We start from the raw sequence: 21,724 nt of genomic DNA, 5'->3' as shown, positions 1-21,724 counted from the left end.
AATATCAGGTATTCGGATGAAAAAAACAATCATTTTATTGGTATCTGTTTTTCTGTTCCAACGATCTTACGGGCAGGAAAACTATAAGACACTCTCACCGGAAGATTCGGTAAAAGTTTATTCAGCAGAAAAAAACTTTTACCCGGTAAAAACCTATGTGGACAGGGCGAAATCAAAAAAACCGCGCAACATCATCCTGATGATTGGCGACGGAATGGGAACAACCCAGGTTTCGGCTGGCGTAACGGCAAACGGGGGACAACTATTCCTGAATAACTTCAAGCGCCTTGGCTTTTCCAATACCCATTCGGCAAACAACTACATTACCGACTCGGCTGCCGGGGGAACAGCCCTGTCGAGCGGCTACCGGACACTCAACGGCGCCATCGGAGTGGACACCGCTGACATGGCAAAGCCAACGATGCTCGAAATTGCTGAACGTAAAGGAAAATTGACCGGACTTGTTTCCTCTTCGGCCATTACCCACGCAACTCCGGCTTCGTTTATTGCCCACCAGCCATCCCGTAACGGATATGAAGAAATTGCCGCTGACTTCCTGAATACCGACATTGACGTATTTATCGGCGGAGGCTACAACCATTTTACCCAACGAAAAGATGGCCGCGATCTGACGGTCGATCTGAAAGCCAAAGGCTACCAGGTACTCACGGAGCTGGATGACATCGTAGCCGTTAAATCGGGAAAACTGGCCGGCTTAACCGCGCCCGAACACAACGCCCGGTATACGCAGCGCGGAGATCTGTTGCCGAAAGCGACAGAAACAGCCATCAGGCTTTTGCGTAATCAGAAAGCAGGATTTTTCCTGATGGTCGAAGGATCTCAGATCGACTGGGGGGGGCACCAAAACAACACCATATTTCTGATTGAAGAAATGCTCGACTTTGACCGTACCATTGGCGTAGCGCTCGAATTTGCAGCAAACAACAGAGAAACGCTGATTGTGGTTACGGCAGACCACGAGACCGGCGGATTTGCCCTTGCCGGGGGCAATTTGGAAACCGGTATGGTAAAAGGAAACTATACAACCGGCGGTCATACGGCCGTGATGGTCCCCGTATTCGCGTTTGGCCCGGGGGCAGAGCAGTTTACCGGTATCATGGATAATACAGATATCGCCAAAAAAATCATCTCCTTGATTGAGAATAAATAACGGAATGTTCGCCATTGCAAACCAGACTGTTTTAAAACTATTGACAAGTATTGAGACCTGTCAATAGTTTTTTTTATTTTTGACCTCTTTCATATAAACCCGACTTATGAACCCATCGATGGAAGCATTAGATCATGTCAAACTGAATTTTTCCCCTTCAGGCCTGTTATTTTTAAATATTGCGCTTGCTTTTGTCATGTTTGGCGTTGCTCTCGATATCCGGTTTTCCGATTTCATTGATGTTGTAAAAAGGCCGAAATCAGTGATTACCGGGATGATGTCCCAATTTTTATTATTGCCGTTTTTCACCTTTTTGCTGGTTTTAATTTTAGACCCTGCACCCACCATCGCTCTGGGAATGATCCTGGTGTCAACCTGTCCCGGAGGAAATATTTCCAATTTCATCAGTTCGATGGCCAAGGCTGATACCGCCCTGTCGGTCAGTTTAACTGCAATTGCCACCATTTACGCGATATTTATCACCCCGATGAACTTTGCTTTATGGGGCGATTTCTACATCCGGTATTACAATCATTCGGCGAGTGCGCTGCTGAGGCCGCTGGAAATTGATCAATGGCAAATGTTTGAGACCGTTTTTATTTTACTTGGCATCCCGGTAATTGCCGGATTGCTTTTTGCTTACAAGTTTCCCAAAACCACCGAAAAAATTAAGAAACTCCTCAAAACCGGTTCGGTGATATTTTTCATCATGATGGTTGTGATCTTACTTTGGGCTAATTTCAGTCATTTCCTGAAATATGTACACCTCGTTTTTTTCATTGTCCTGATCCATAATGCCCTGGCCCTGGGCGTAGGATATCTTTTCAGCACCATTACGAGACGGCCGATCCCGGACAGGCGGACGATCGCCATCGAAACGGGGATTCAGAACTCCGGACTGGCTTTGGCCTTGATTTTTAACCCTAAAATTTTTCCTCCGAACCTCGCCCTGGGAGGCATGGCCGTTGTGGCCGCGTGGTGGGGTGTCTGGCATATTGTAAGCGGACTGGCGCTGGCCACTTTCTGGGGAAACAAAACGGTGTTGGCCTGATCGACGAAAAAGAATGATCAAAATCAATACGAAAAGAATCAATCGGCCCTGTCAATTTGCCCGATTGGTTGAACGATTTTTATTAGTTTTGCGGCGCATTTAATACACATGAACTACGCGACAGTTTTCATAATTGCTTTGGGACTATCTTTCGATTCGTTCGCCGTTTCGGTTACCAGCGGGCTTAGTCTTCCACGAATCCGCTTTTTCCAGGCAGTGAAACTGGCGCTCATTCTGGCCGTTTTTCAGGCATTCATGCCGTTAATCGGCTGGCTTTTGGAAAGCAGTGTCCGTCATTTAATCGATCCATTTGATCATTGGATTGGTTTTGGTCTGCTGTCGGCCATTGGCGGAAGAATGATTGCCGAAAATATCTTCTCAAAAGAAAGCCGGGAAATAAAAGACCCCTTGAACATGAAAGTAGCCGTTGTGCTTGCCATTGCAACCAGCATCGACGCCCTGGCGGTGGGATTCAGTGTGGCCATATTGCTCGATAAAATTATCCCGGCTATTATCATTATCGGGGCAGTTACTTTTCTGGCTTCCATGACCGGCGTTTTAATCGGGAAAAAAACCGGTCCAAAAATCAATAAATACGCCGAGATTCTGGGCGGCGCCATTCTCGTCTCCATCGGTCTGAAAATATTGCTTGAACATTTACTGGCTAATTAATATATTTACGTCCAATTCGATATACTAATTCAACTTTCATGTTAACTGAATCAGGGACGTACTTGATAAGTCTATTAAGTATATTTTTAGCCTTCACTGCATTTGGCGGGATCATGATCAGCCTGTACATGTACCAGTACAAAGAATCGCCGGGGATGAAATACCTGACCCTGATGCAGCTTTCGACAGCAACCTGGGCTATTTTTTATTGCCTCGAATACTCGGCCACGGCACTGGAAGCCAAACTTTTCTGGTCAAAATTATCCTATCTGGGGATTGTATTCACGCCGGTCTGCTTCTACCTGTTCTCCAAACACTTCAAATCAGAAATCCGCGACGCATCTCCAAAACCCGGGACGGGCTTGTTTTTCACTTCCATTATCCTGATAGCGCTGGTATTAACCAACGATATACATCACCTGCACTGGAGGGAAGCAGCCATTGACCCGGAGAACAATACAACTATTTACCGGTATGGCCCTTTCTTTTGGATCATTTTCATTTGCATCTATACGCTTCTGAGCCTAAGCGTCATCAACATCCTGAGTCTGATCAAACAGGCAACAAGGCAAACCGATCATGCTGCCTGGCTGATTATTATCGCCTGCATTGTTCCGGTTACCGGCAATATCATCTATGTGTTCAAAATCAACCCCATCCCCGGTTTCGACTGGACACCCGCCTGCTTTTTGGTATCCGGCGCCATCCTGGCATACATTAATATCCGTTTCGGCGCTTTCGAGCTCATTCCGCTGGCCCGCAACAAACTGATCAATATCATGGAAGATGCTGTATTGCTCATCGATTATCAACAGCGGATCGCCGATGTCAACGAGTCGATGCTCGCTTTGCTCCAGGCCGAACACAAAAATCTGATCGGCAGAAAATTAACCGAAGTTTTGCCGCATCGGGAAGAAGAAAAAATATTGCTTTCGAACCAGCAGCTCACAAAAGAAATTGAAGAAAATGCTAGGCTGATTGCCGACCTGAACGCCTATGCCCATACCGTAGCCCACGACCTGAAAGACTCCATCGGCGCGGTAATCCCGTTGACCGAACTGATGGAGGCGGAGATCAAAAACAAACAGTACAACCATGTTCTTGAAATAAACAAAATGATTTGTTCTTCGGCCGAAAAAACGCTTTACGTCATCAATGAACTGTTGACTATGTCCACCATCAGGCAGCAGGACGTTCAGTTGGTGCCGGTGGATATGGAGCAGGTCATCTCGGAATGTGAAAAACGGCTGGATACTTCCATCAGGCAACACCAGGCCGTCATCCTGAAACCCGAAAAATGGCCGCCCGTCAATTCGCACCCGGCCTGGCTCGAAGAAGTTTGGATCAATTACATCAGCAACGCCATGAAATACGGAGGAAAGCCCCCGGTCATTGAACTGGGTTTCGACGCGCTTGACAGTCATAACCGGATTAAGTTCTGGATTAAGGATAACGGGGAAGGCATAAGGCCCGAAGACCAGAAAAAACTATTCACCAGGTTTGTCAGGTTAGAAACAACACGGGCGCAAGGAAACGGCTTGGGTCTGCCTATTGTCAGGCGGATTGTGGAAAAACTCGGTGGCGAAGTGGGCGTTTCAAGCCAAGCCCTTCCCGGAGAAGGTTGCCAGTTTTATTTTATTCTTTCGGTGAACTGATTTCAACCCCGAATAAAAAAGACGCCCTGCACGGGTCCTTTCACCCTGGCTATCTCCTGCCGCCGCCCTTTCTGTACTGTTTGTTTTTCGACAGGTGCTTAGGCGGGTTTAACGGCTTGGCAGACGGACGGTACTTTTTTTCGTGGAATGCCCCTTTAAAATCAGGATTTTCCAGTTTTTTCTGACGATCGATCTCCCGCAACTGCTCTTGCCGTTCCGTTTTTGGAGTTTCAGTTATAACCAGATTCTCAGGAAGCTCCCTTTCCTGAATTTCCATCCGGATCATTTTTTCAATTTTATGCAAATGATACTCTTCGGCGGGATCAACCAGCGTGATCGCTTCGCCGCGATTATTGGCACGCGCCGTCCGTCCAATCCGGTGCACATAATCTTCGTAACGCTGTGGCAAATCAAAATTGATCACATGCGAGATCAACGAAACATCCAGCCCCCGGGCCGAAATATCGGTAGAAATCAGAATCCGGACATCTCCTTCTTTGAAGGTATTAATCGCGTTAATACGGGTACTTTGCCCCTTATTTGAATGCAGGATTCGCTTTTCACCTTCCGTCTTCCGTTTAATGATTTTAAACAAACTGTCGGCGTGTTCTTTTGTCTTCACAAAAATTAATACCCGGTTAAAGGTTTCTTCGTCTTCCAGCAACTGCTGAATCAGGTTCAGCTTTGTCCGGATATTCGGTACTTTATAATAGAACTGTTGAATCAACTGCGCCGGGGTAGCCGATGGCGTTACCTCAACCCGCTCCGGAAAGTCGAGAAATTCATGGCTCATTTCTTCCACCTTTTCGTTAAAGGTAGCCGAAAAAAGCAGGTTCTGACGTTTAACCGGGATGATTTCGAGGATCTGCCGGATTTGCGGCATAAAACCCATATCGAGCATGCGGTCGGCCTCGTCGATCACCAGGGTTTTTATTTTTTTGAATGAAACGGCGCCCGCCCGGTACAAATCCATGAGTCGTCCCGGCGTAGCCACCAGAATATCGATTCCCGGCTTAATCAATTCAGCATGTTTCGTCCAGCCAATTCCGCCGTAAACTGCCGCGTACCTGAGGTTGCTGTACCGTGTCAGGACTTCAATGTCTTCGCCCACCTGGATGGACAGTTCGCGTGTTGGAACTAAAATCAGGACGCGCGGGTCGTCTCCTTCGGCTTTCACCAGCTTCATAAAAACGGGCAATAAGTAAGCAGCTGTTTTCCCCGTTCCGGTTTGGGCAATACCCAACACGTCAACGCCTGAACGAATCACCGGGATCGCTTTCTCCTGGATCGGGGTAGGCGATTGAAAGCCGATTTCTTCCAGGACTTTTAAAATTGACTTATTGACTTTTAGATCTTCGAAAGTTATCATAGGCGGCAAAGATACATTCAAATTCCGAGACACAGAAACCGCGTTTAGTTTAACCGGTACATCTTACCGGGCAAACTCTCCACCAGACCATTGAACTCGAGTCCCAGCAAAAGTGAAGAAACGCGTCCCATCGGCAGGCCAACCGTTTGACATAGGTTATCGATGTACAAGACACCGGTTTCAAGCGCGTCCACAATTTTTTGTTCTTCCGCATTCAGTTGAACGAATAATTGTTTCTGAATTTTTCGCGGTTTATCAATGTTTTGTTGCCACGACATAAAATACTCCAAATCATCCAGGTTTTCGATCAGGTTAGCCTTATTTTCTTTGATCAGCCGGTTGCAGCCCCGCGAAAAATTATCGGCGCTCCTGCCCGGAAAGGCAAATACGTCGCGGTTATACGAACCGGCAATATCAGCCGTAACCAGCGATCCTCCCTTTTCTGCCGACTCAACAATGACGGTGGCATCAGCCAGTCCGGCAATGATTCGGTTTCTCCGCAGAAAATTTTGCCTGTCGATAATGGTACGGCTCAGAAAATCGCTGACCAAACTGCCGTTTTCCATCATCCTTTCGGCTGTTGACCGGTGCAGTGAGGGGTACACACAATCCAGGCCATGCCCCAATACGCCGATTGTTGGAATCCCGTGTTTCAAACAGGCTTTGTGAGCCGCAACATCAATCCCATAGGCCAATCCGCTTACAACACAGTAAGCTCCCCGTTCGGCCATTTTAGCAACCAGATCGTCACATATTTTACGTCCGTAGTCTGTGGCATTCCGGGTCCCAACGATTGCAACTACCTTCTCGTTATTAAAATTGACTGTTCCTTTTGAAAACAACACCAAGGGGGCATCCATACACGATTTTAAGCGGACAGGATAATCATCATTTAAATAGAAGAAAGCCTGAATACCGTTGCGCTTCATAAACTCAATCTCTTCCTCAGCCCGGGATAAAACGTCTGCCTTGATGATATTGTCAGCAATTCCTTTCCCGATGCCCGGAATCTTCGTCAATGTTTTTTCTGAGGCGTCAAACACCGCTTCAACACTACCCAAATAAGCAATCAGGTTCTTGGCGGTAATACTGCCAACCAGGGGAATTAATGATAACGCGATCTGGTATTTTAATTCTTCAGGATAACTCATTGGACTAAAAGGTTTATGATAAATTTAAACCTTTCCGAGCAAATTAGCAAATGCTAATGGACAAGTTGAAGTAATTCGTGCAGGTCGTTTTGAATCGCCCTGATATCCTCACGCGACATGCCTGACAGGCTGACTTCGGGGTATTCGGCTATTCCTTTACTCGTCCGTATGGCCAGGTATAAATCCGAAAATAAAAAGACTTTTTTAACTTTCGCGGAATAAAGCAAATGTTTATCAAATTCAATGGAGCTGTAATCTTTCCCAAAAAAGGTGATAACCGGATAATAGCGGAGCAGTATTTTATTTCCAACAGAGCTGTAATATACATAATTGATATTCACGAAAATAACTGCTACAACAAAAATAACCAGCACGCCTCCCGCGATTAAAGCGCCGGCATTATTTTCTTTCCAAACAAAAAAGATGGTAACGAGTAATAAACTCACCACTATTAAATTAAAACCGCGTTTAATCCTGACCGTTCGTTTTTTGTTTGAAATTTCCATAGCAATCGTTAAATCGTAAATAATGCCAGCAAGATACTTTTAATTTATAAGGACTTCTAAAATAATTTTAACTTTGCCATCACCTAAAAAACAGATGAAAATGGCTCCGTCAAAAATACATTCAAATATTATCTTCTCCCAACAGATTGAACCGGAACTCGAAAGAATTGTTGCCCCTTTTCCCGAAGGTAAAGTATTCCTCTTAACGGAAGAAAGACCCGAATTGTTATGCCTGCCGTTCATTGAAGTGATCATTTCCAAATTAAACATACGTAAAATTGTCATAAAAGGTGGCGAAACAAACAAGTCAATCCGCTCGGTGGAGGAAGTTTGGGAAGCGCTCTCGAAATACGGCGCCGACCGCAAATCGCTGCTGATCAATGTGGGTGGTGGTATGTTAACCGATTTGGGTGGATTTGCTGCATCCACCTTTAAGCGGGGAATGGCCTTTGTAAATATCCCCACAACCTTGTTGGCCCAGGTTGATGCCTCGCTTGGCGGCAAAACCGGCATCAACTTCAACGGATTGAAAAACGAGATCGGCGTTTTTAACGAACCAGACGCCGTCCTGATCAATACCAATTTCTTAAAAACCATTGATCGGGAGAACTTTCTTTCGGGATATGCCGAAATGATCAAACACGGCTTCATTAAAAGCCCGGACCACTGGAAGGAACTGCAGGACTACGATCTTGAACAGATCGATTACGGCAGGCTGCAGGAGATTATTGCCCACTCGGTTGCCATCAAAGACTGGCATGTGCAGAATGATTTGACCGAGAAAAACATCCGGAAAGCTTTGAACTTCGGCCATACTGCCGGGCATGCTTTCGAGAGCTACGCCTTATACCAGGAACGACCGGTTTTACACGGGTATGCTGTTGTTTACGGGATGATTGTTGAGCTGTACCTGTCGGCAAAACGATGTTTATTCGATGATTCGGAACTGCAACACATTTCGGGCTGGCTGCTTCGTAAATACGGAAAATTTGAAATCAGCCCGGATGATTACGACGCTTTGTACGAACTGATGACCCACGATAAAAAGAATGAAGGCAACCGGATCAATTTCACCTTATTGTCGAAAATCGGACAGGTGGAGATAAACCAGGACTGCTCCAAGGAGTTGATCTTCGAAGCGCTTGATTTTTACCGGAATCTGACGGTCTGATTTAAAAAATCCGGATATGAGATATTTGCTTTCCAAACCAGATAAGCTGATTAAGGGGGTCGTCAACCTGCCTTCTTCGAAGAGTATTGCCAACCGGGCGCTGATCATGAATGCCTTAAGCTACAGCCCCTACGAGATTCAGAACCTGCATAACAGCGACGACACGATCGTCATGCAACAGGTCCTGAATTCAAACACCAACTCGTTCGACATTGGCCACGCCGGTACAGCCATGCGTTTTCTGACGGCTTTTTTGTCGCAAATTGTTGGCGAATGGACCATTACCGGCTCTGAACGGATGAAACAACGCCCGATAAAACTATTGGTAGATGCCCTGACCGAACTGGGGGCCCGGATTGAATACCTCGGAAACGAGGGTTATCCTCCCCTGAAAATTACCGGATGCCGCTTAAAAGGAAAGATCCTGGAACTGGACGGAAGTGTCAGCAGCCAGTACATTTCGGCCCTGCTGATGATTGCACCCACCATCCAGGGAGGCTTAACCTTACGCTTAAAAAATAAAATCACCTCACGTCCTTACATCGCGCTGACACTTGACCTGATGAAACAATTCGGCGTCCAATCCGTGTGGAAAGGGAATGAGATCCGCATCAACGAGCAAACTTACCGGCCCATACCTTTTACGGTTGAAGCCGACTGGACTGCCGCTTCGTACTGGTACCAGCTGCTGGCCCTGGCCGGCGAAGGAGAGGTGGAACTAAAAAACCTTCAACTAAACAGCTTACAGGGCGACAGCTCCATTGCTCCCTGGTTTGAGCAATTCGGCGTTGAAAGCCGGGATACCGGCACCGGCGTGATTCTGAAAAAAACAGCCCTGATTCAACCCAAACACCTCCGGTTAAACTTTTCAGAAAATCCGGATGTAGCCCAAACGATGGCTGTTCTTTGTGTTTTGAAGCAGATCCCTTTTCATTTTACCGGACTGGAAACCTTAAAAATTAAAGAAACCGACCGTATATCGGCCCTGCAAAACGAACTGGCCCGGTTTGGGGCTGAAGTAAAAGAACCCCGTCACGGAGAATTATCCTGGGACGGCGCTTTTCCGTTCAGAAAAGAAGAAACGCCGCTTATCTTAACTTATCACGACCATCGCATGGCATTGGCTTTTGCCCCTGCTGCCATGTTTGGAGAAATTGAGATCGACGATCCGATGGTCATCACCAAATCGTACCCAACATATTATGAAGATTTAAAACAAGTGGGTTTCGAAATCTCAGAATAATGCGGGGACAATCCGGTTCCTTTTCGTGAAGTTTATCGTTTTTCCCTGAAAAAAGCCGTCATCAAATCGGCGCAATCATCTGCCAGCACACCGGGGGTAACTTCGGTTTTTGGATGCAGGGCTTTGGGGGCAAATCGCGTGAATCCGCGTTTTTCGTCGGTAGCGCCATAAACCAGGCGCCCAAGCTGGGCCCATCCCAGCGCACCCGCACACATGACACAGGGCTCCAGCGTAACATACAAGGTACATTCATTCAAATATTTACCCCCCAGTAAATTAGCGGCTGCCGTGATTGCCTGCATCTCGGCATGGGCGGTCACATCCGTTAGCATTTCGGTCAGGTTATGGGCCCGGGCAATAATCCGGTTATTGGCAACAACAACCGCTCCCACGGGAATTTCGCCTTTGTCGTAGGCAAATCGCGCTTCCTGAAATGCCTTTTTCATAAAGTATACATCATCAAATGGCTCCATGCTAAAAATCAATTCAATAATATTGGCAAACCTACAATTTAAATGGCAAAATCTGTTTATTTTTGCTGGCAAACAAAAAGAAACAACACTATGTACAGAACGCACACCTGTGGTGAATTGCGCATGGAACACCAGGGAAAAGAAACCACCTTAGCCGGTTGGGTACAACGTAAACGCGAGTTGGGAGGAATGACTTTCGTTGACTTACGCGACCGTTACGGAATCACCCAACTGGTTTTTAACGAAAATACATCGGACGAAGTTAACGAGAACCTGAAAAAACTCGGGCGCGAATGTGTGATCCAGGTAAGCGGACTGGTTCGCGAACGCAGCAGTAAAAATAAAAATATTTCTACCGGCGACATCGAAATCGAAGTCAAAAGGCTGACTGTTTTAAGCCCCTCGGCCGTTCCTCCCTTTACCATTGAGGACGAAAGCGATGGCGGAGACGATATTCGCATGAAATACCGCTATCTCGACCTGCGCCGGAACCCGGTACGCAATACCCTGATTCTCCGGTCGAAAATGGCCCACGCAGTACGCCTGTACCTGAACGATCAGAATTTTATTGAAACGGAAACCCCGGTATTGATGAAATCGACGCCAGAGGGGGCCCGCGACTTTGTTGTTCCTTCGCGTTTGAACCCGGGTGAATTTTACGCGCTTCCGCAATCGCCGCAAATTTTCAAACAATTGCTCATGGTGGCCGGGTTCGATCGCTATTACCAGATTGTGAAATGCTTCCGCGACGAAGATTTGCGAGCCGACCGTCAGCCCGAATTCACCCAGATCGACTGCGAAATGTCGTTTGTGGAGCAGGAAGACGTGTTAAATACCTTTGAAGGATTAACCAAATACCTGTTTCAAACAGTAAAAGGCATTGAAGTAGGCGACTTTCAGCGTATGCCCTACAAAGAAGCCATCGAAAAATACGGATCGGACAAACCCGACATCCGCTTTGAGATGAAGATTAAAGAGCTTACCGGGCTGGTAAAAGGAAAAGATTTTAAAGTTTTTGATGAGGCAGAATACATTGGCGGAATTTGTGCCAAAGGATGCAGCGAATATACCCGTAAACAACTCGATGAGCTGACCAATTGGGTAAAGCGCCCGCAGATAGGCGCCAAAGGCCTGGTGTATGTGAAGCTGAATACCGACGGCAGCATCAAATCGTCAGTCGATAAGTTCTACCCGGAAGACGAGCTGAGGTGTTGGGCCGGTGAATTTGGTGCAGAGCAGGGCGACCTGCTGCTGGTACTTTCCGGAGAAAAAGCACATACGCTAAATGCTTTGGGCGAACTTCGGCTCGAAATGGCCAATCAACTTGGCTTACGCGATAAAACCACCTTTAAACCTTTGTGGGTGGTAGACTTTCCCTTACTGGAATGGGACCCGGAAACACAACGTTACTACGCCATGCACCATCCGTTTACGTCGCCAAAACCCGAAGACGTTCCCTTACTCGACACCAATCCGGGAGAAGTAAGGGCCAATGCGTACGACCTGGTCATTAACGGCGTTGAAATTGGCGGAGGATCGGTCAGGATTTTCAACTCGGAACTCCAGTCGAAAATGTTCGACTTGTTAGGTTTTACGAAAGAGTCGGCCGAAGCCCAGTTCGGCTTTCTGATGAGCGCTTTCAAATACGGCGCTCCGCCACATGCCGGTATTGCTTTTGGTTTCGACCGACTGGTATCCATGTTTGCCGGCTTAGATAGTATCCGCGACACCATCGCCTTTCCGAAAAACAACTCGGGCCGCGACGTCATGAACGATGCGCCATCGCCGATTGAAGATGCCCAGTTGAGCGAACTGAATATCAAACTGGATCTAAAAAAAGATTGATAACAGAGGGGGGAGAGGGCTGCCCGAAACGTTTAAAATAAATATCGAATATCACTCTCGTGTTACGAAAAAGTTGCCTGCAACTTAAAAAAACGCTGTACAAGAAAACTCTCCCCGCCAGTATCTGCTGGCGGGGAGAGTTTTCCGATTAACTGCTGTACTTATTGTTAGAGTTCAATTATCCTTTCTATTTTTATCTGTTCTAAAAATATTTCATCGTGAGATACAACAATCAGTGTTCCCTGATATTCATTTATGGCAGCTGTTAGTATTTCCACATTTTGAATGTCTAAATTGTTTGTCGGTTCGTCAAGAATAGTTGTCTGCCTGTGATATCCAGATGATTGCTTGGCTCGTCTAACAAAACCAATTCGGGTTGATGAATAGAAATACCAGTAAGAAAATTTTTTGTTTTCTGCCCGCCACTCAATGTTCCTATTTTTTGCGACAAGTTCAAATCGGTTAATTGCCAATATTGCAACGCGTCATTACAGCGTTCTTCAATAGTCCAGTCATCAGCAAGTAAAGTGAAATTTTCTTGGGCTATATTTCCGTTCAAAATATCTTTCAGAGCATTGAGTTTGTGTTCAATTTTCAATGCTTGCGCAATGGTTAAATGGTTGTATTGTCCAAAAATCTGTGGAATGTAGCAGAGGTGAGTATCGACACTTCGTTGCCCGCTTGAGGCTTGCAGTTCACCCGCAATTATTCTCAATAATGAAGATTTTCCTGTCCCGTTGTTGCCGATTAACGCTACTTTTTCATGATTGTTTACTGTAAGGTTAATGTTACAAAACAGTAAATCCTTGTTTGGGTGTATGTATGAAATATTTTGCAGAATCAACATAATTTCTTTCGTTAAAGATTAAACAATTCGACAACCGTTTGGCAGTTGTAATTATGATTTATCTAAAAGAAATTATATTTTCATTTTCACTTGCCTGTTAAATTTTTCGATTATAAATATACGATTTTTTTATTCGATGTAATATAGCAGCAACCGTGTAATCATAATCCGACTCTTGTCATTTCTTCCTCGTCAGTTTCCCAACCTGAATTTATAGATCATCAGGAGGTCTTGCTTCGGTTGGTGGTTGTGATTCCGGTTTTGCTCTCCAAATTACAAAACTTGACGTAGTAAATCTTACACACAGCTAATTTAGAAAACAAGCAATCAAGGAGTATCATCCCTGTCGGGCGCAACGCCCGTTAATGAGTGTCTGTCAGAAGATGAATTATAAAACGGCGGCAGCGAAGGAATCTGTCAGGATAACCTGATCATGTCCTGTCTGCCCGTCGTTTGAGCGAAGTGGTAACGAGGCAGTTTGCGACTGTTCTCTGCTTCACGCAGGATTCGCCTCTTGACACTCGTCGTCGGCTTCTTTTTATTTCAGAAAATCTTCGCGCAACGGGTTAAAGCTATCCACCAGACGCGCTTTTTCAGTGATCAGTTGGATCGTATGTTTTTTGCCCGATGCAACGGCAAACAAATCGCCGGCTTTTAGCCGAACCGGCTCTTCACCTTCACAAAAGAAAACGACTTCCCCCTCGGCAATATATGAGGTTTGTTCATGCGGATGACTGTGCATTGGTTCCGGCTCGGCCCAGGGACCACCCGAAAAGTCAATCAATACCGTCATCAGGTTATTGGTATGAATGATTTTTCGCTCCAGACCTTCACGAACTTTTTCGTAGGGAGTCTGATCAAATAATAAGGTTGCCATGTTCATTCATTTAAAATAAAAAGGGAAACTCTTAAAGCTTCCCTTTTCAAGATTATAATAGATAAAAGACTAATCGTTAGTCGTTCTTTTACGGGATGAGTAGTTGATATGCAAGGCAGAAGCTTTACGCAACTCCTGTTTGATGTCTGTCACAATACCCATTTTCGTAAATTCATCCACTTTCAGGGATGTAATCATAAAGGGCACATCTGCTTCGTCCCTGGTTTCACGTTCGTTTGTAACGTAATCGATGATATCCGATACATTGGCAAACTGGTCGTTCAGCTGGATACGAGGCTCAGAGCCAAACACATTTTGAAATTGTCTATGCGGCGTTCCCACATAAATATAACTTACCAATGATTTTTTCTCCAGTTTGGAAAGTTCAGTTGCTTCAGGAAGGTGAATTTGTACCATCATGGTAACTTCCCTCATCGTTGTACTCACCATGAAGAAGAAGAGCAACATAAACACGATATCGGGCAATGATGCTGTTGAAATTGGTGGTAATTCCTTAGAGTCATTCTTTCTGAATTTTGACATACTATTTTCCTCCCACTTTTTTAGGTTCAGCTTCAGAGATTCTTGAAGGATAAATTTCCTTTATCGCGTCTTGTTGATCTCTATCGAGATTATTATAGGATTTACCAAACTTTTGTCTGGCCAATTCTTCTCTCAGATCATTAATGGCACCAACCAACTCGTTTTGAACAGCAATGTAAGTTCCGTATTGGGTTCCCACATCATTTCGTAAAGAGATTACCCCTTTTGTAATTCCAACCTGCCCGAAATAAGGAAGCTCCTTCATTGTTTTTTCAGGCAAATGTTCTTCATCATAAGGGTTGGCCATAAATTCTTTGGCTTTCTCACGAAGATCTCCAACGTTCATCCATTCGCCCTCAACCAGCAACTGGTTCTGGGCATTCAGCAATACTACAAAAACGTTGCGCTCCTTAATCGGAGGCGTGTCATCCGGCTTCTCATCTTCCGGGGGCATTGCTGGAAGGCGGCGTTCAAGACCACTGTCCACATCCATCGTGGTTGTTACCAGGAAAAAAATCAGCAACATGAAGGCAATATCGGCCAGTGATGCTGAAGGTATTTCGGGAATTTTTCTAGCCATAATTTAATTTTTTCCTGTGATACACAAACCACGTAATTATTTTACTATACGAGATACAGAGGTAACTACGATTCCCATGATGGCAAGGAATAGTAAGATATACGTTGCATTCAGCGCCGTATCAATCCATTTTGAAATGGAATTGGTAAGGCTGCCGTCGGCAATGTATTTTTCCACACCATGAAATTGAGGCATTGCATCTGAGGCCAGAATATAAGAGAGGACCAGAACAACTGCGACAAAAACAAGGGCGGTTAATCCCTTTTTAGCTGCTGCTTTATCGGTAAAAGTTTGTACTAAGGCAAAAATAATTGCAACAGCCGCACCAATACCCAGCAAGATGTACGACCAGGTAAGGTTGGTATTGATCCAGGCACCCATAGTTGGATCAGCTTCATTATCACTGAGATTCATCATTAAAGACACAATCAGAAATGCTGAAACTGCCAAAAGTACCCACAATGTAATGTTTAATACTTTTTCAAGCTTCATAAGTGTAATTATTTTTTAAGATTGTGTTTTACCAAAATGTCGATCAAAGAGATAGAAGCATCTTCCATGCTGTTTACAATACTGTCAATTTTAGCAACGCAATAGTTGTAGAAAATTTGCAGAATAATGGCAACCACAAGACCAGATACTGTTGTAATCAAAGCTACTTTAATACCACCGGCAACCAATGACGGGCTAATGTCACCGGCAATTTCAATCGCGTCGAAAGCTGCGATCATACCGATTACAGTTCCCATGAACCCGAGCATCGGAGCCAAAGCGATAAACAATGCCAACCAGCTTAATCCTTTTTCCAACAAACCAGCTTGTACGCCACCGTATGCCACAACTGTTTTTTCTACCACATCGATACCTTCTTCTGAACGATCAAGACCCTGGTAAAAAATACTGGCAACCGGACCACGTGTATTACGGCAAACTTCTTTGGCAGCTTCAATTCCGCCATTGGCTAAAGCTTCTTCCACATTAACCAATAATTTTTTGTTGTTGCTGGTTGAAAGATTCAAATAAATTACTCTTTCCAACGCCATGGCAAGACCTAAAATCAAACAGATCAATACAAAAGACATAAATCCGGCACCACCTTCAATGAATTTTTGTTTCAACTGGCTGTGCAAGGACTGTCCTGCCTCTGCTTTGGCAGCTGCAGCTTCTTCAGCATCAGCTTGCTTGGCAGCCACTTCTGTAGCAGACCCTCCTGTTTGATCCTGAGCTACGGCATTGTTCGATGCTCCCAAATAAAGCATTCCAAGAACTGCTATAAACGCAAATAGTTTTTTCATCATTGGTTTCAATTTTAATTAGTAAATCTCCTTAATTTTTATTGTATACTATTTGTTTTTTATTCTGAATGACCAGGAACCGTTGAATCCCCCGGACCAAGTTCAAAACTTTTTCTTTACAGGTTTGTTTAAGAACGTATAAACCCTTTACGCGGAGAGAGAGGGATTCGAACCCTCGGTACCCTTTTGAGGTACACACGCTTTCCAGGCGTGCCAGTTCAGCCACTCCTGCATCTCTCCAATATGCTGGCACCATTTTTTTCAGGGCTGCAAATTACAAAAAAAATGTGAAAAAAAAATAAGCTACTCACTTATTTCACCGCTCAGACTTTTATTCAAATGGAGCTTTATGTCATCATCACTCAATCCCTGTCCCAACAAAAACATCAATTTTGTAACGGCTGCTTCCGTTGTCATATCTTTCCCGCTTACCACTCCTGCCATCAATAGTTCCCTGCTGGCCTGATAATGGCCCATTTTTACGGCGCCTCCCTCACATTGTGTGACATTGACGATAATAATCCTTTGTCGAATTGCTTTCTTAATCAGCCGAATCAACCAGGGTGATGTAGGTACATTACCCGAACCAAACGACTCGAGTACAATTCCCCTTAACCCCGGGATATTGATGATGTTCTCGTAAACAAGCCTGCTCATCCCCGGGAAAATCTTCAGAACGACCACATTTTCGTCGAAATTCGTCCTGACTTTTAATATGCCTTTATTTTTTGGATGATAAATATTCTCGTGAAAATAAATAATATCGACCCCTGCTTTGGCCAGCAGGGGGTAATTTGTTGAACTGAATGCGCTGAAATGATCAGCGTGCCGCTTGCTTGTCCGGTTTCCCCGCGATAATTTAAAGTCGAAATATATACAGACTTCGGGGACAATAGCATGTCCGTTTTCCCGGGCAGCGGCAATTTCGACCGAGGTAATCAGATTTTCTTTCCCGTCGGTACGAAGGATGCCGATAGGCAACTGAGAGCCGGTCATCACCACCGGCTTGTCGAGGTTTTCGAGCATATAACTTAATGCAGAAGCGGTATAGGCCATGGTATCCGTCCCGTGCAAAATCACAAATCCGTCGAATTTACTGTAGTTTTCGTGAATGGTCTTCGCCAGCTTTCCCCAAATTTTCGGGGTCATATCCGACGAATCAATCGGCGGGTTGAAGGTAATCGACTCCAGCGAATAACCCAGACGGTTCAATTCAGGCACTTCATCCAGAATCTGGTCGAATTTCACCGGGCTTAAGGCTCCGGTTTCAGACTTTTGAACCATCCCAATGGTTCCGCCTGTATAAATTAATAAGATCGATGGTCTTTTCAGTTCCATATACCGATGCAAAGATAACTTATTCAGCCCCGTCAAATATGAAATAAATTTTCCGCATTACGCGTTGTGATCCCGGAAATTTCATCCACCGACAGCTGATAGATTTCTGCGAGCTTTTCAGCCACATAAACCAGGTAGGAGCTTTCGTTTCGTTTTCCCCGGAACGGAACAGGCGCCAAATATGGGGCATCTGTTTCCAATAAAACATGAGATGGATCAATTTTTTCGACTACCTGCCCTAAATGACTGTTTTTAAAAGTCACGATGCCGTTTATTCCAATCAAAAATCCCAGATCAGTAACAAGAGATGCCTGTTCGGCTGTTCCGGTAAAACTGTGGAAAACCCCCCGCAGGTTTTCACCCGCTTCTTCTTTCAATACGGCATAAACCTCATCAAACGACTCCCTGACGTGAATCACCACCGGCAAATCGTATTTTTTGGCCAATTGGATTTGCCGGCGAAATGCTTCGGTTTGTTCCCGTATAAAGGTTTTGTCCCAATACAGGTCAATCCCGGTTTCTCCGATGCCAAAAAATTTCCTTTTTTTCAACCAAAACTCAACCAGTTCCAGTTCTTCTTCAAAATCTTCATTTACCGAAGTCGGATGCAAGCCCATTAAGGGGTAACAGACTTGCGGGTACCGATCAGTCAGATCAAACATCTTTTTAACCGACGAACTGTCAATGTTGGGCAAGATAATTTTTCTGACATCCTTTTCAACTGCCCGCTGAATAACTTCTTCCAAATCGACATTAAAGTCTTCAGAATAGATATGCGAGTGTGTATCAATCAACATAGAAAAAAATTTAACCGCAAAGAAAATACTAAAAAAGCAGATGACCTTTTTTTTAATATTATCTTATCGCTAATTCAAACAAATGGTCTGAAAAGAAAATCACTCTTTTTCAGACCATTCAATCTGTTTGCAGCGGGTTATTATACCACGCCCTGGGCAAGCATGGCATCGGCGACTTTCACAAATCCGCCCAGGTTGGCGCCCTTCACATAGTTAATCTTTGATCCGTTCTTCCCATACTTCACGCAGGTTTCGTGAATATCGCGCATAATGATATGCAAACGGGCATCTACTTCTTCCCTGCTCCAGTTCAGACGCTGGCTGTTTTGGGTCATTTCCAGTCCCGAAACAGCTACTCCACCGGCATTAACGGCCTTTCCCGGAGCAAAATGAATATGCTCGGTCAGGTATTCAACCGCTTCGGCGGTGCAACCCATATTGGAAGCTTCGGCAAGCAAAAAACAACCATTGCCCACTAACATTTGGGCATCATCCAGGTCTACTTCGTTTTGGGTCGCACAGGGAATGGCAATATCGACTTTCTGTTCCCAGGGTTTTTTTCCTGAATGGAATTCAGCGCCAAACTCAGTGGCATACGGTTCAACCACATCATTGTTCGTTGCCCGGAGCTCCAGCAGATATTCCAGTTTTTCGCCGCCAATACCTTCCGGGTCATAAATGTAACCGTCGGGGCCTGAGATGGTGACGACCTTTCCGCCGAGCTCATTTATCTTCGTGATAGCGCCCCAGGCTACATTCCCGAAACCGGATATGGCAAAAGTGTGCCCAGCAATGTCTTTTCCCAGGTTTTCCAACATATGGTGAACAAAATAGACTGCACCGAAACCGGTTGCTTCCGGCCGGATCAGGCTTCCGCCCCAGGCGAGGCCCTTGCCGGTGAGCACACCGGTGAACTCGTTCCGAATCCGTTTATACTGTCCGAACAAATAGCCAATTTCGCGGCCGCCCACACCAATATCGCCTGCAGGGACATCTGTATTTGGCCCGATATGCCGCTGTAATTCAGTCATAAAACTTTGGCAGAAACGCATGATTTCATTGTCCGATTTTCCTTTCGGACTGAAATCCGAGCCGCCTTTTCCGCCTCCCATCGGCAAGGTCGTCAGGCTGTTTTTAAAGGTTTGCTCAAATCCTAAAAATTTCAGGATCGATAAGGTTACGGTAGGGTGAAAGCGTAAGCCCCCTTTGTAAGGGCCCAATGCCGAGTTAAACTCAATCCGGTAACCGCGGTTAATCTGAACCTCGCCCTGGTCGTCAATCCACGGCACACGAAACAGGATGACCCGTTCGGGTTCAACCATGCGCTCAAGAACCTTCGCCTTTTGATATTTTGGATTCTTTTTGTAAACATCCCAGATGGATTCAACCACCTCCTGAACTGCCTGATGAAACTCCGTTTCACTTGGAGTCCGGGCCTTTAAGGCTTCCATGAAATCATTGATATCTGTTCTCATCTTGCTCTTTTTGATTCAAAATGAATTATTGTTATTTCAAACAAAGGAAATGAGGAATAGCGGATAAAAAGCTGATTTTAGGCAAGTTTTTAAGCCCTCCGAAATGTTTAATAGCAGCGGTTTAATACCAGACGTCTCATACAGACGTCTTCTTTATTCTGACGAACATAATACCCATCGTTTATGACAGAAATATGCAGGTTTAACTGCTCAAAATGAGTTATTCGTCAAGTTTTAACAAAAATCCGAAACTCTTTCGTCAAATGATCATAACTTTACTGTACCGATCATTAAAGAATAACTCATGCAACAACATTATCCATCTATCAAAAATTCAATCGGTTTGATTTTAAGGCTATTCCTGTTTGCCGTTCTGCTGACGATTCCTTTTTTGATCATCCGAATCTTCCTGAATAACGACGACCAGTATACTACGCTGACCGCCTATCTTGTTACCATACCCGTTGTTCTCGCCGAAATTTGGCTCATCGGTTTTGCTATCAGAAAAATCAAAACAACGGAGAGTTTCCTATTATCCGATCAGCTTCGGTTTCGTGCTTACCATTTTGCTCCGTTTGCATTGCTCTCCATCCTGGCGCTCGATTTTCTACTTCAGCCGATCGAACAACTCATTCCTGTATCAAGCAGTTTCGAACAAATTTTCCATCAACTGATGAGCCATAAAATACTGGCTGCCTTACACATTATCCTGTTGGGGCCGATACTCGAAGAAATCATTTTCAGAGGTATCATTTTGCGGGGTTTTCTGAAAAATTACCACCCGGTGAAAGCCATCATCCTTTCTTCCCTGTTATTCGGGATCATCCACCTCAATCTGTCGCAACTGGTTACCGCTTTCGTTATCGGATGTTTTATTGGCTTTATTTACTGGAAAACCCGGTCTTTATTTTTATGCATCCTCATTCACATCGTGAATAACGCACTGGCCTTTGCTTTTATATGGAAGTTCGGTTTCAACATCAGTCCTGACCAACTCATCAATAACACTGCTGTCTATTTAATCCTTTACATGGCTGCTGCCCTCCTGTTTTCATTCAGTTTGTTTCAGATCTATAAGAACAGTGACCGTAAAACAGAAGAATCGTTTTAGTTCAGCCTGGTAATTTTGTATTTTTGCCTTGAATCAAATAAAGATCTATCATGAGAAAAGCAGAAATTCATACCAGCAAAGGTACGATGAAGGTGAACTTCTACGAAGACGACGCCCCCGGCACGGTCGAAAATTTTGTCAAACTTTCGAAATCCGGTTTTTACGACGGACTGACCTTTCACCGGGTTATCCCCGATTTTGTCATCCAGGGAGGATGCCCTGACGGAACCGGAGCAGGCGGACCAGGCTACACGATCAAATGTGAACTTAACGGGAACAACCAATACCACGACCGCGGGGTACTATCGATGGCACATGCCGGAAGAAACACCGGGGGCTCACAGTTCTTCATTTGCCACAGCCGGAAGAATACGGCACATCTCGACCGCAATCACACCTGCTTTGGCAAAGTTTACGAAGGACTGGAAGTGATTGATGCCATCCGTGCCGGCGACCTGATTGAACAGATTGTGATTATTGAAGAATAAATCAGTTGCTGCCAAAACTAAAAAAATCAACCACTGCAGGCGGAGAAATATTCGCGCCGGAATGGT

At 45.0% G+C, this 21,724-nt stretch carries 22 protein-coding genes and 1 tRNA gene; 9 read left to right on the top strand and 14 right to left on the bottom strand.

The features are described 5' to 3' along the window. The first annotated feature begins 16 nt into the window (after positions 1-16). The 4 genes from AC6H3C_RS21560 (at position 17) to AC6H3C_RS21545 (ending at position 4,549) form a co-directional block, all read left to right on the top strand. A complete protein-coding gene (locus AC6H3C_RS21560) occupies positions 17-1,171 on the top strand; it encodes an alkaline phosphatase (protein ID WP_497517614.1) in 1,155 nt (384 codons plus the stop codon). A 106-nt stretch (positions 1,172-1,277) separates the two neighbouring features. Then, positions 1,278-2,222: a bile acid:sodium symporter family protein gene (locus AC6H3C_RS21555; protein WP_497517613.1), complete on the top strand. Its 945-nt coding sequence runs from the start codon at positions 1,278-1,280 to the stop codon at positions 2,220-2,222. Between the two features lie 108 nt (positions 2,223-2,330). Further along, positions 2,331-2,894 (top strand): manganese efflux pump MntP, encoded by a 564-nt coding sequence (locus AC6H3C_RS21550; RefSeq protein ID WP_497517612.1) that lies wholly within the window; start codon positions 2,331-2,333, stop codon positions 2,892-2,894. A gap of 62 nt (positions 2,895-2,956) precedes the next feature. Then, positions 2,957-4,549, top strand: coding sequence for a sensor histidine kinase (locus AC6H3C_RS21545; RefSeq protein WP_497517611.1), 1,593 nt, complete (start codon positions 2,957-2,959; stop codon positions 4,547-4,549). A gap of 49 nt (positions 4,550-4,598) precedes the next feature. Here AC6H3C_RS21545 and AC6H3C_RS21540 read toward each other — a convergent pair whose 3' ends face one another. Genes AC6H3C_RS21540 through AC6H3C_RS21530 form a run of 3 tightly spaced genes read right to left on the bottom strand, consistent with a single transcriptional unit; the run spans position 4,599 to position 7,575 of the window. Continuing rightward, on the bottom strand, positions 4,599-5,918 hold the full coding sequence (locus AC6H3C_RS21540) for a DEAD/DEAH box helicase (protein ID WP_497517610.1): 1,320 nt from the start codon (positions 5,916-5,918) through the stop codon (positions 4,599-4,601). Between the two features lie 44 nt (positions 5,919-5,962). Further along, complete coding sequence (gene dprA / locus AC6H3C_RS21535; RefSeq protein WP_497517609.1) at positions 5,963-7,069, bottom strand: DNA-processing protein DprA; 1,107 nt, start codon at positions 7,067-7,069, stop codon at positions 5,963-5,965. A gap of 53 nt (positions 7,070-7,122) precedes the next feature. Then, positions 7,123-7,575: a hypothetical protein gene (locus AC6H3C_RS21530; RefSeq protein WP_497517608.1), complete on the bottom strand. Its 453-nt coding sequence runs from the start codon at positions 7,573-7,575 to the stop codon at positions 7,123-7,125. 100 nt (positions 7,576-7,675) lie between these two features. Between AC6H3C_RS21530 and aroB the strand changes: the two genes are divergently transcribed. Both aroB and AC6H3C_RS21520 read left to right on the top strand, forming a co-directional pair. Beyond that, on the top strand, positions 7,676-8,746 hold the full coding sequence (aroB, locus tag AC6H3C_RS21525; protein WP_497517607.1) for a 3-dehydroquinate synthase: 1,071 nt from the start codon (positions 7,676-7,678) through the stop codon (positions 8,744-8,746). A 16-nt stretch (positions 8,747-8,762) separates the two neighbouring features. Continuing rightward, positions 8,763-9,989 (top strand): 3-phosphoshikimate 1-carboxyvinyltransferase, encoded by a 1,227-nt coding sequence (locus AC6H3C_RS21520; RefSeq protein WP_497517606.1) that lies wholly within the window; start codon positions 8,763-8,765, stop codon positions 9,987-9,989. 32 nt (positions 9,990-10,021) lie between these two features. Here the strand turns inward: AC6H3C_RS21520 and AC6H3C_RS21515 are convergent, their stop codons facing one another. Continuing rightward, complete coding sequence (locus tag AC6H3C_RS21515; protein ID WP_497517605.1) at positions 10,022-10,462, bottom strand: nucleoside deaminase; 441 nt, start codon at positions 10,460-10,462, stop codon at positions 10,022-10,024. A gap of 90 nt (positions 10,463-10,552) precedes the next feature. Here AC6H3C_RS21515 and aspS point away from each other — a divergent pair, with 90 nt between their 5' ends. After that, positions 10,553-12,307 (top strand): aspartate--tRNA ligase, encoded by a 1,755-nt coding sequence (gene aspS / locus AC6H3C_RS21510; protein ID WP_497517604.1) that lies wholly within the window; start codon positions 10,553-10,555, stop codon positions 12,305-12,307. Between the two features lie 289 nt (positions 12,308-12,596). Here the strand turns inward: aspS and AC6H3C_RS21505 are convergent, their stop codons facing one another. The 10 genes from AC6H3C_RS21505 to gdhA all read right to left on the bottom strand — a co-directional run bounded on the left by AC6H3C_RS21505 (position 12,597) and on the right by gdhA (position 20,059). Beyond that, positions 12,597-13,154 (bottom strand): ATP-binding cassette domain-containing protein, encoded by a 558-nt coding sequence (locus AC6H3C_RS21505; RefSeq protein WP_497517603.1) that lies wholly within the window; start codon positions 13,152-13,154, stop codon positions 12,597-12,599. A gap of 538 nt (positions 13,155-13,692) precedes the next feature. Continuing rightward, complete coding sequence (locus AC6H3C_RS21500) at positions 13,693-14,031, bottom strand: cupin domain-containing protein (protein WP_497517602.1); 339 nt, start codon at positions 14,029-14,031, stop codon at positions 13,693-13,695. Positions 14,032-14,100: 69 nt separating this feature from the next. Next, the gene (locus AC6H3C_RS21495; RefSeq protein WP_497517601.1) at positions 14,101-14,574 is read right to left on the bottom strand and encodes an ExbD/TolR family protein; all 474 of its coding nucleotides are present in this window, start codon (positions 14,572-14,574) and stop codon (positions 14,101-14,103) included. 1 nt (position 14,575) lies between these two features. Then, positions 14,576-15,154, bottom strand: a complete 579-nt coding sequence (locus AC6H3C_RS21490; protein WP_497517600.1) for an ExbD/TolR family protein — start codon at positions 15,152-15,154, stop codon at positions 14,576-14,578. A gap of 36 nt (positions 15,155-15,190) precedes the next feature. Further along, positions 15,191-15,646 carry a hypothetical protein gene (locus AC6H3C_RS21485; RefSeq protein ID WP_497517599.1) on the bottom strand — a complete coding sequence of 152 codons (456 nt, stop codon included), beginning with the start codon at positions 15,644-15,646 and terminating at the stop codon, positions 15,191-15,193. Between the two features lie 8 nt (positions 15,647-15,654). Beyond that, a complete protein-coding gene (locus tag AC6H3C_RS21480) occupies positions 15,655-16,452 on the bottom strand; it encodes a MotA/TolQ/ExbB proton channel family protein (protein ID WP_497517598.1) in 798 nt (265 codons plus the stop codon). A gap of 149 nt (positions 16,453-16,601) precedes the next feature. Further along, positions 16,602-16,689 (bottom strand) — tRNA-Ser (locus tag AC6H3C_RS21475). Positions 16,690-16,752: 63 nt separating this feature from the next. Continuing rightward, positions 16,753-17,787 carry an asparaginase gene (locus tag AC6H3C_RS21470; RefSeq protein WP_497517597.1) on the bottom strand — a complete coding sequence of 345 codons (1,035 nt, stop codon included), beginning with the start codon at positions 17,785-17,787 and terminating at the stop codon, positions 16,753-16,755. 32 nt (positions 17,788-17,819) lie between these two features. After that, positions 17,820-18,584 (bottom strand): TatD family hydrolase, encoded by a 765-nt coding sequence (locus AC6H3C_RS21465; protein ID WP_497517596.1) that lies wholly within the window; start codon positions 18,582-18,584, stop codon positions 17,820-17,822. Positions 18,585-18,724: 140 nt separating this feature from the next. Beyond that, positions 18,725-20,059 carry an NADP-specific glutamate dehydrogenase gene (gene gdhA / locus AC6H3C_RS21460; RefSeq protein WP_497517595.1) on the bottom strand — a complete coding sequence of 445 codons (1,335 nt, stop codon included), beginning with the start codon at positions 20,057-20,059 and terminating at the stop codon, positions 18,725-18,727. 304 nt (positions 20,060-20,363) lie between these two features. Here gdhA and AC6H3C_RS21455 point away from each other — a divergent pair, with 304 nt between their 5' ends. Further along, positions 20,364-21,170 carry a CPBP family intramembrane glutamic endopeptidase gene (locus AC6H3C_RS21455; RefSeq protein ID WP_497517594.1) on the top strand — a complete coding sequence of 269 codons (807 nt, stop codon included), beginning with the start codon at positions 20,364-20,366 and terminating at the stop codon, positions 21,168-21,170. 50 nt (positions 21,171-21,220) lie between these two features. Then, on the top strand, positions 21,221-21,658 hold the full coding sequence (locus tag AC6H3C_RS21450) for a peptidylprolyl isomerase (protein ID WP_497517593.1): 438 nt from the start codon (positions 21,221-21,223) through the stop codon (positions 21,656-21,658). The last annotated feature ends 66 nt before the right edge of the window (positions 21,659-21,724 follow it).

It is taken from the genome of Gaoshiqia sp. US2 (genome assembly GCF_059705485.1).
Note: the sequence above shows the minus strand (reverse complement) of the source record. Positions and strands in the feature narration are given on the sequence as shown.

Coding starts and splice junctions, on each gene's coding strand:
- AC6H3C_RS21495 (WP_497517601.1), bottom strand. CDS start 14,574: ATGTCAAAATTCAGAAAGAATGACTCTAAGGAATTACCACCAATTTCA.
- AC6H3C_RS21450 (WP_497517593.1), top strand. CDS start 21,221: ATGAGAAAAGCAGAAATTCATACCAGCAAAGGTACGATGAAGGTGAAC.
- AC6H3C_RS21550 (WP_497517612.1), top strand. CDS start 2,331: ATGAACTACGCGACAGTTTTCATAATTGCTTTGGGACTATCTTTCGAT.
- AC6H3C_RS21505 (WP_497517603.1), bottom strand. CDS start 13,154: ATGTTGATTCTGCAAAATATTTCATACATACACCCAAACAAGGATTTA.
- aroB (WP_497517607.1), top strand. CDS start 7,676: ATGGCTCCGTCAAAAATACATTCAAATATTATCTTCTCCCAACAGATT.
- AC6H3C_RS21560 (WP_497517614.1), top strand. CDS start 17: ATGAAAAAAACAATCATTTTATTGGTATCTGTTTTTCTGTTCCAACGA.
- AC6H3C_RS21520 (WP_497517606.1), top strand. CDS start 8,763: ATGAGATATTTGCTTTCCAAACCAGATAAGCTGATTAAGGGGGTCGTC.
- aspS (WP_497517604.1), top strand. CDS start 10,553: ATGTACAGAACGCACACCTGTGGTGAATTGCGCATGGAACACCAGGGA.
- gdhA (WP_497517595.1), bottom strand. CDS start 20,059: ATGAGAACAGATATCAATGATTTCATGGAAGCCTTAAAGGCCCGGACT.
- AC6H3C_RS21480 (WP_497517598.1), bottom strand. CDS start 16,452: ATGATGAAAAAACTATTTGCGTTTATAGCAGTTCTTGGAATGCTTTAT.
- AC6H3C_RS21540 (WP_497517610.1), bottom strand. CDS start 5,918: ATGATAACTTTCGAAGATCTAAAAGTCAATAAGTCAATTTTAAAAGTC.
- dprA (WP_497517609.1), bottom strand. CDS start 7,069: ATGAGTTATCCTGAAGAATTAAAATACCAGATCGCGTTATCATTAATT.
- AC6H3C_RS21530 (WP_497517608.1), bottom strand. CDS start 7,575: ATGGAAATTTCAAACAAAAAACGAACGGTCAGGATTAAACGCGGTTTT.
- AC6H3C_RS21470 (WP_497517597.1), bottom strand. CDS start 17,787: ATGGAACTGAAAAGACCATCGATCTTATTAATTTATACAGGCGGAACC.
- AC6H3C_RS21485 (WP_497517599.1), bottom strand. CDS start 15,646: ATGAAGCTTGAAAAAGTATTAAACATTACATTGTGGGTACTTTTGGCA.
- AC6H3C_RS21490 (WP_497517600.1), bottom strand. CDS start 15,154: ATGGCTAGAAAAATTCCCGAAATACCTTCAGCATCACTGGCCGATATT.
- AC6H3C_RS21465 (WP_497517596.1), bottom strand. CDS start 18,584: ATGTTGATTGATACACACTCGCATATCTATTCTGAAGACTTTAATGTC.
- AC6H3C_RS21500 (WP_497517602.1), bottom strand. CDS start 14,031: ATGGCAACCTTATTATTTGATCAGACTCCCTACGAAAAAGTTCGTGAA.
- AC6H3C_RS21455 (WP_497517594.1), top strand. CDS start 20,364: ATGCAACAACATTATCCATCTATCAAAAATTCAATCGGTTTGATTTTA.
- AC6H3C_RS21555 (WP_497517613.1), top strand. CDS start 1,278: ATGAACCCATCGATGGAAGCATTAGATCATGTCAAACTGAATTTTTCC.
- AC6H3C_RS21515 (WP_497517605.1), bottom strand. CDS start 10,462: ATGGAGCCATTTGATGATGTATACTTTATGAAAAAGGCATTTCAGGAA.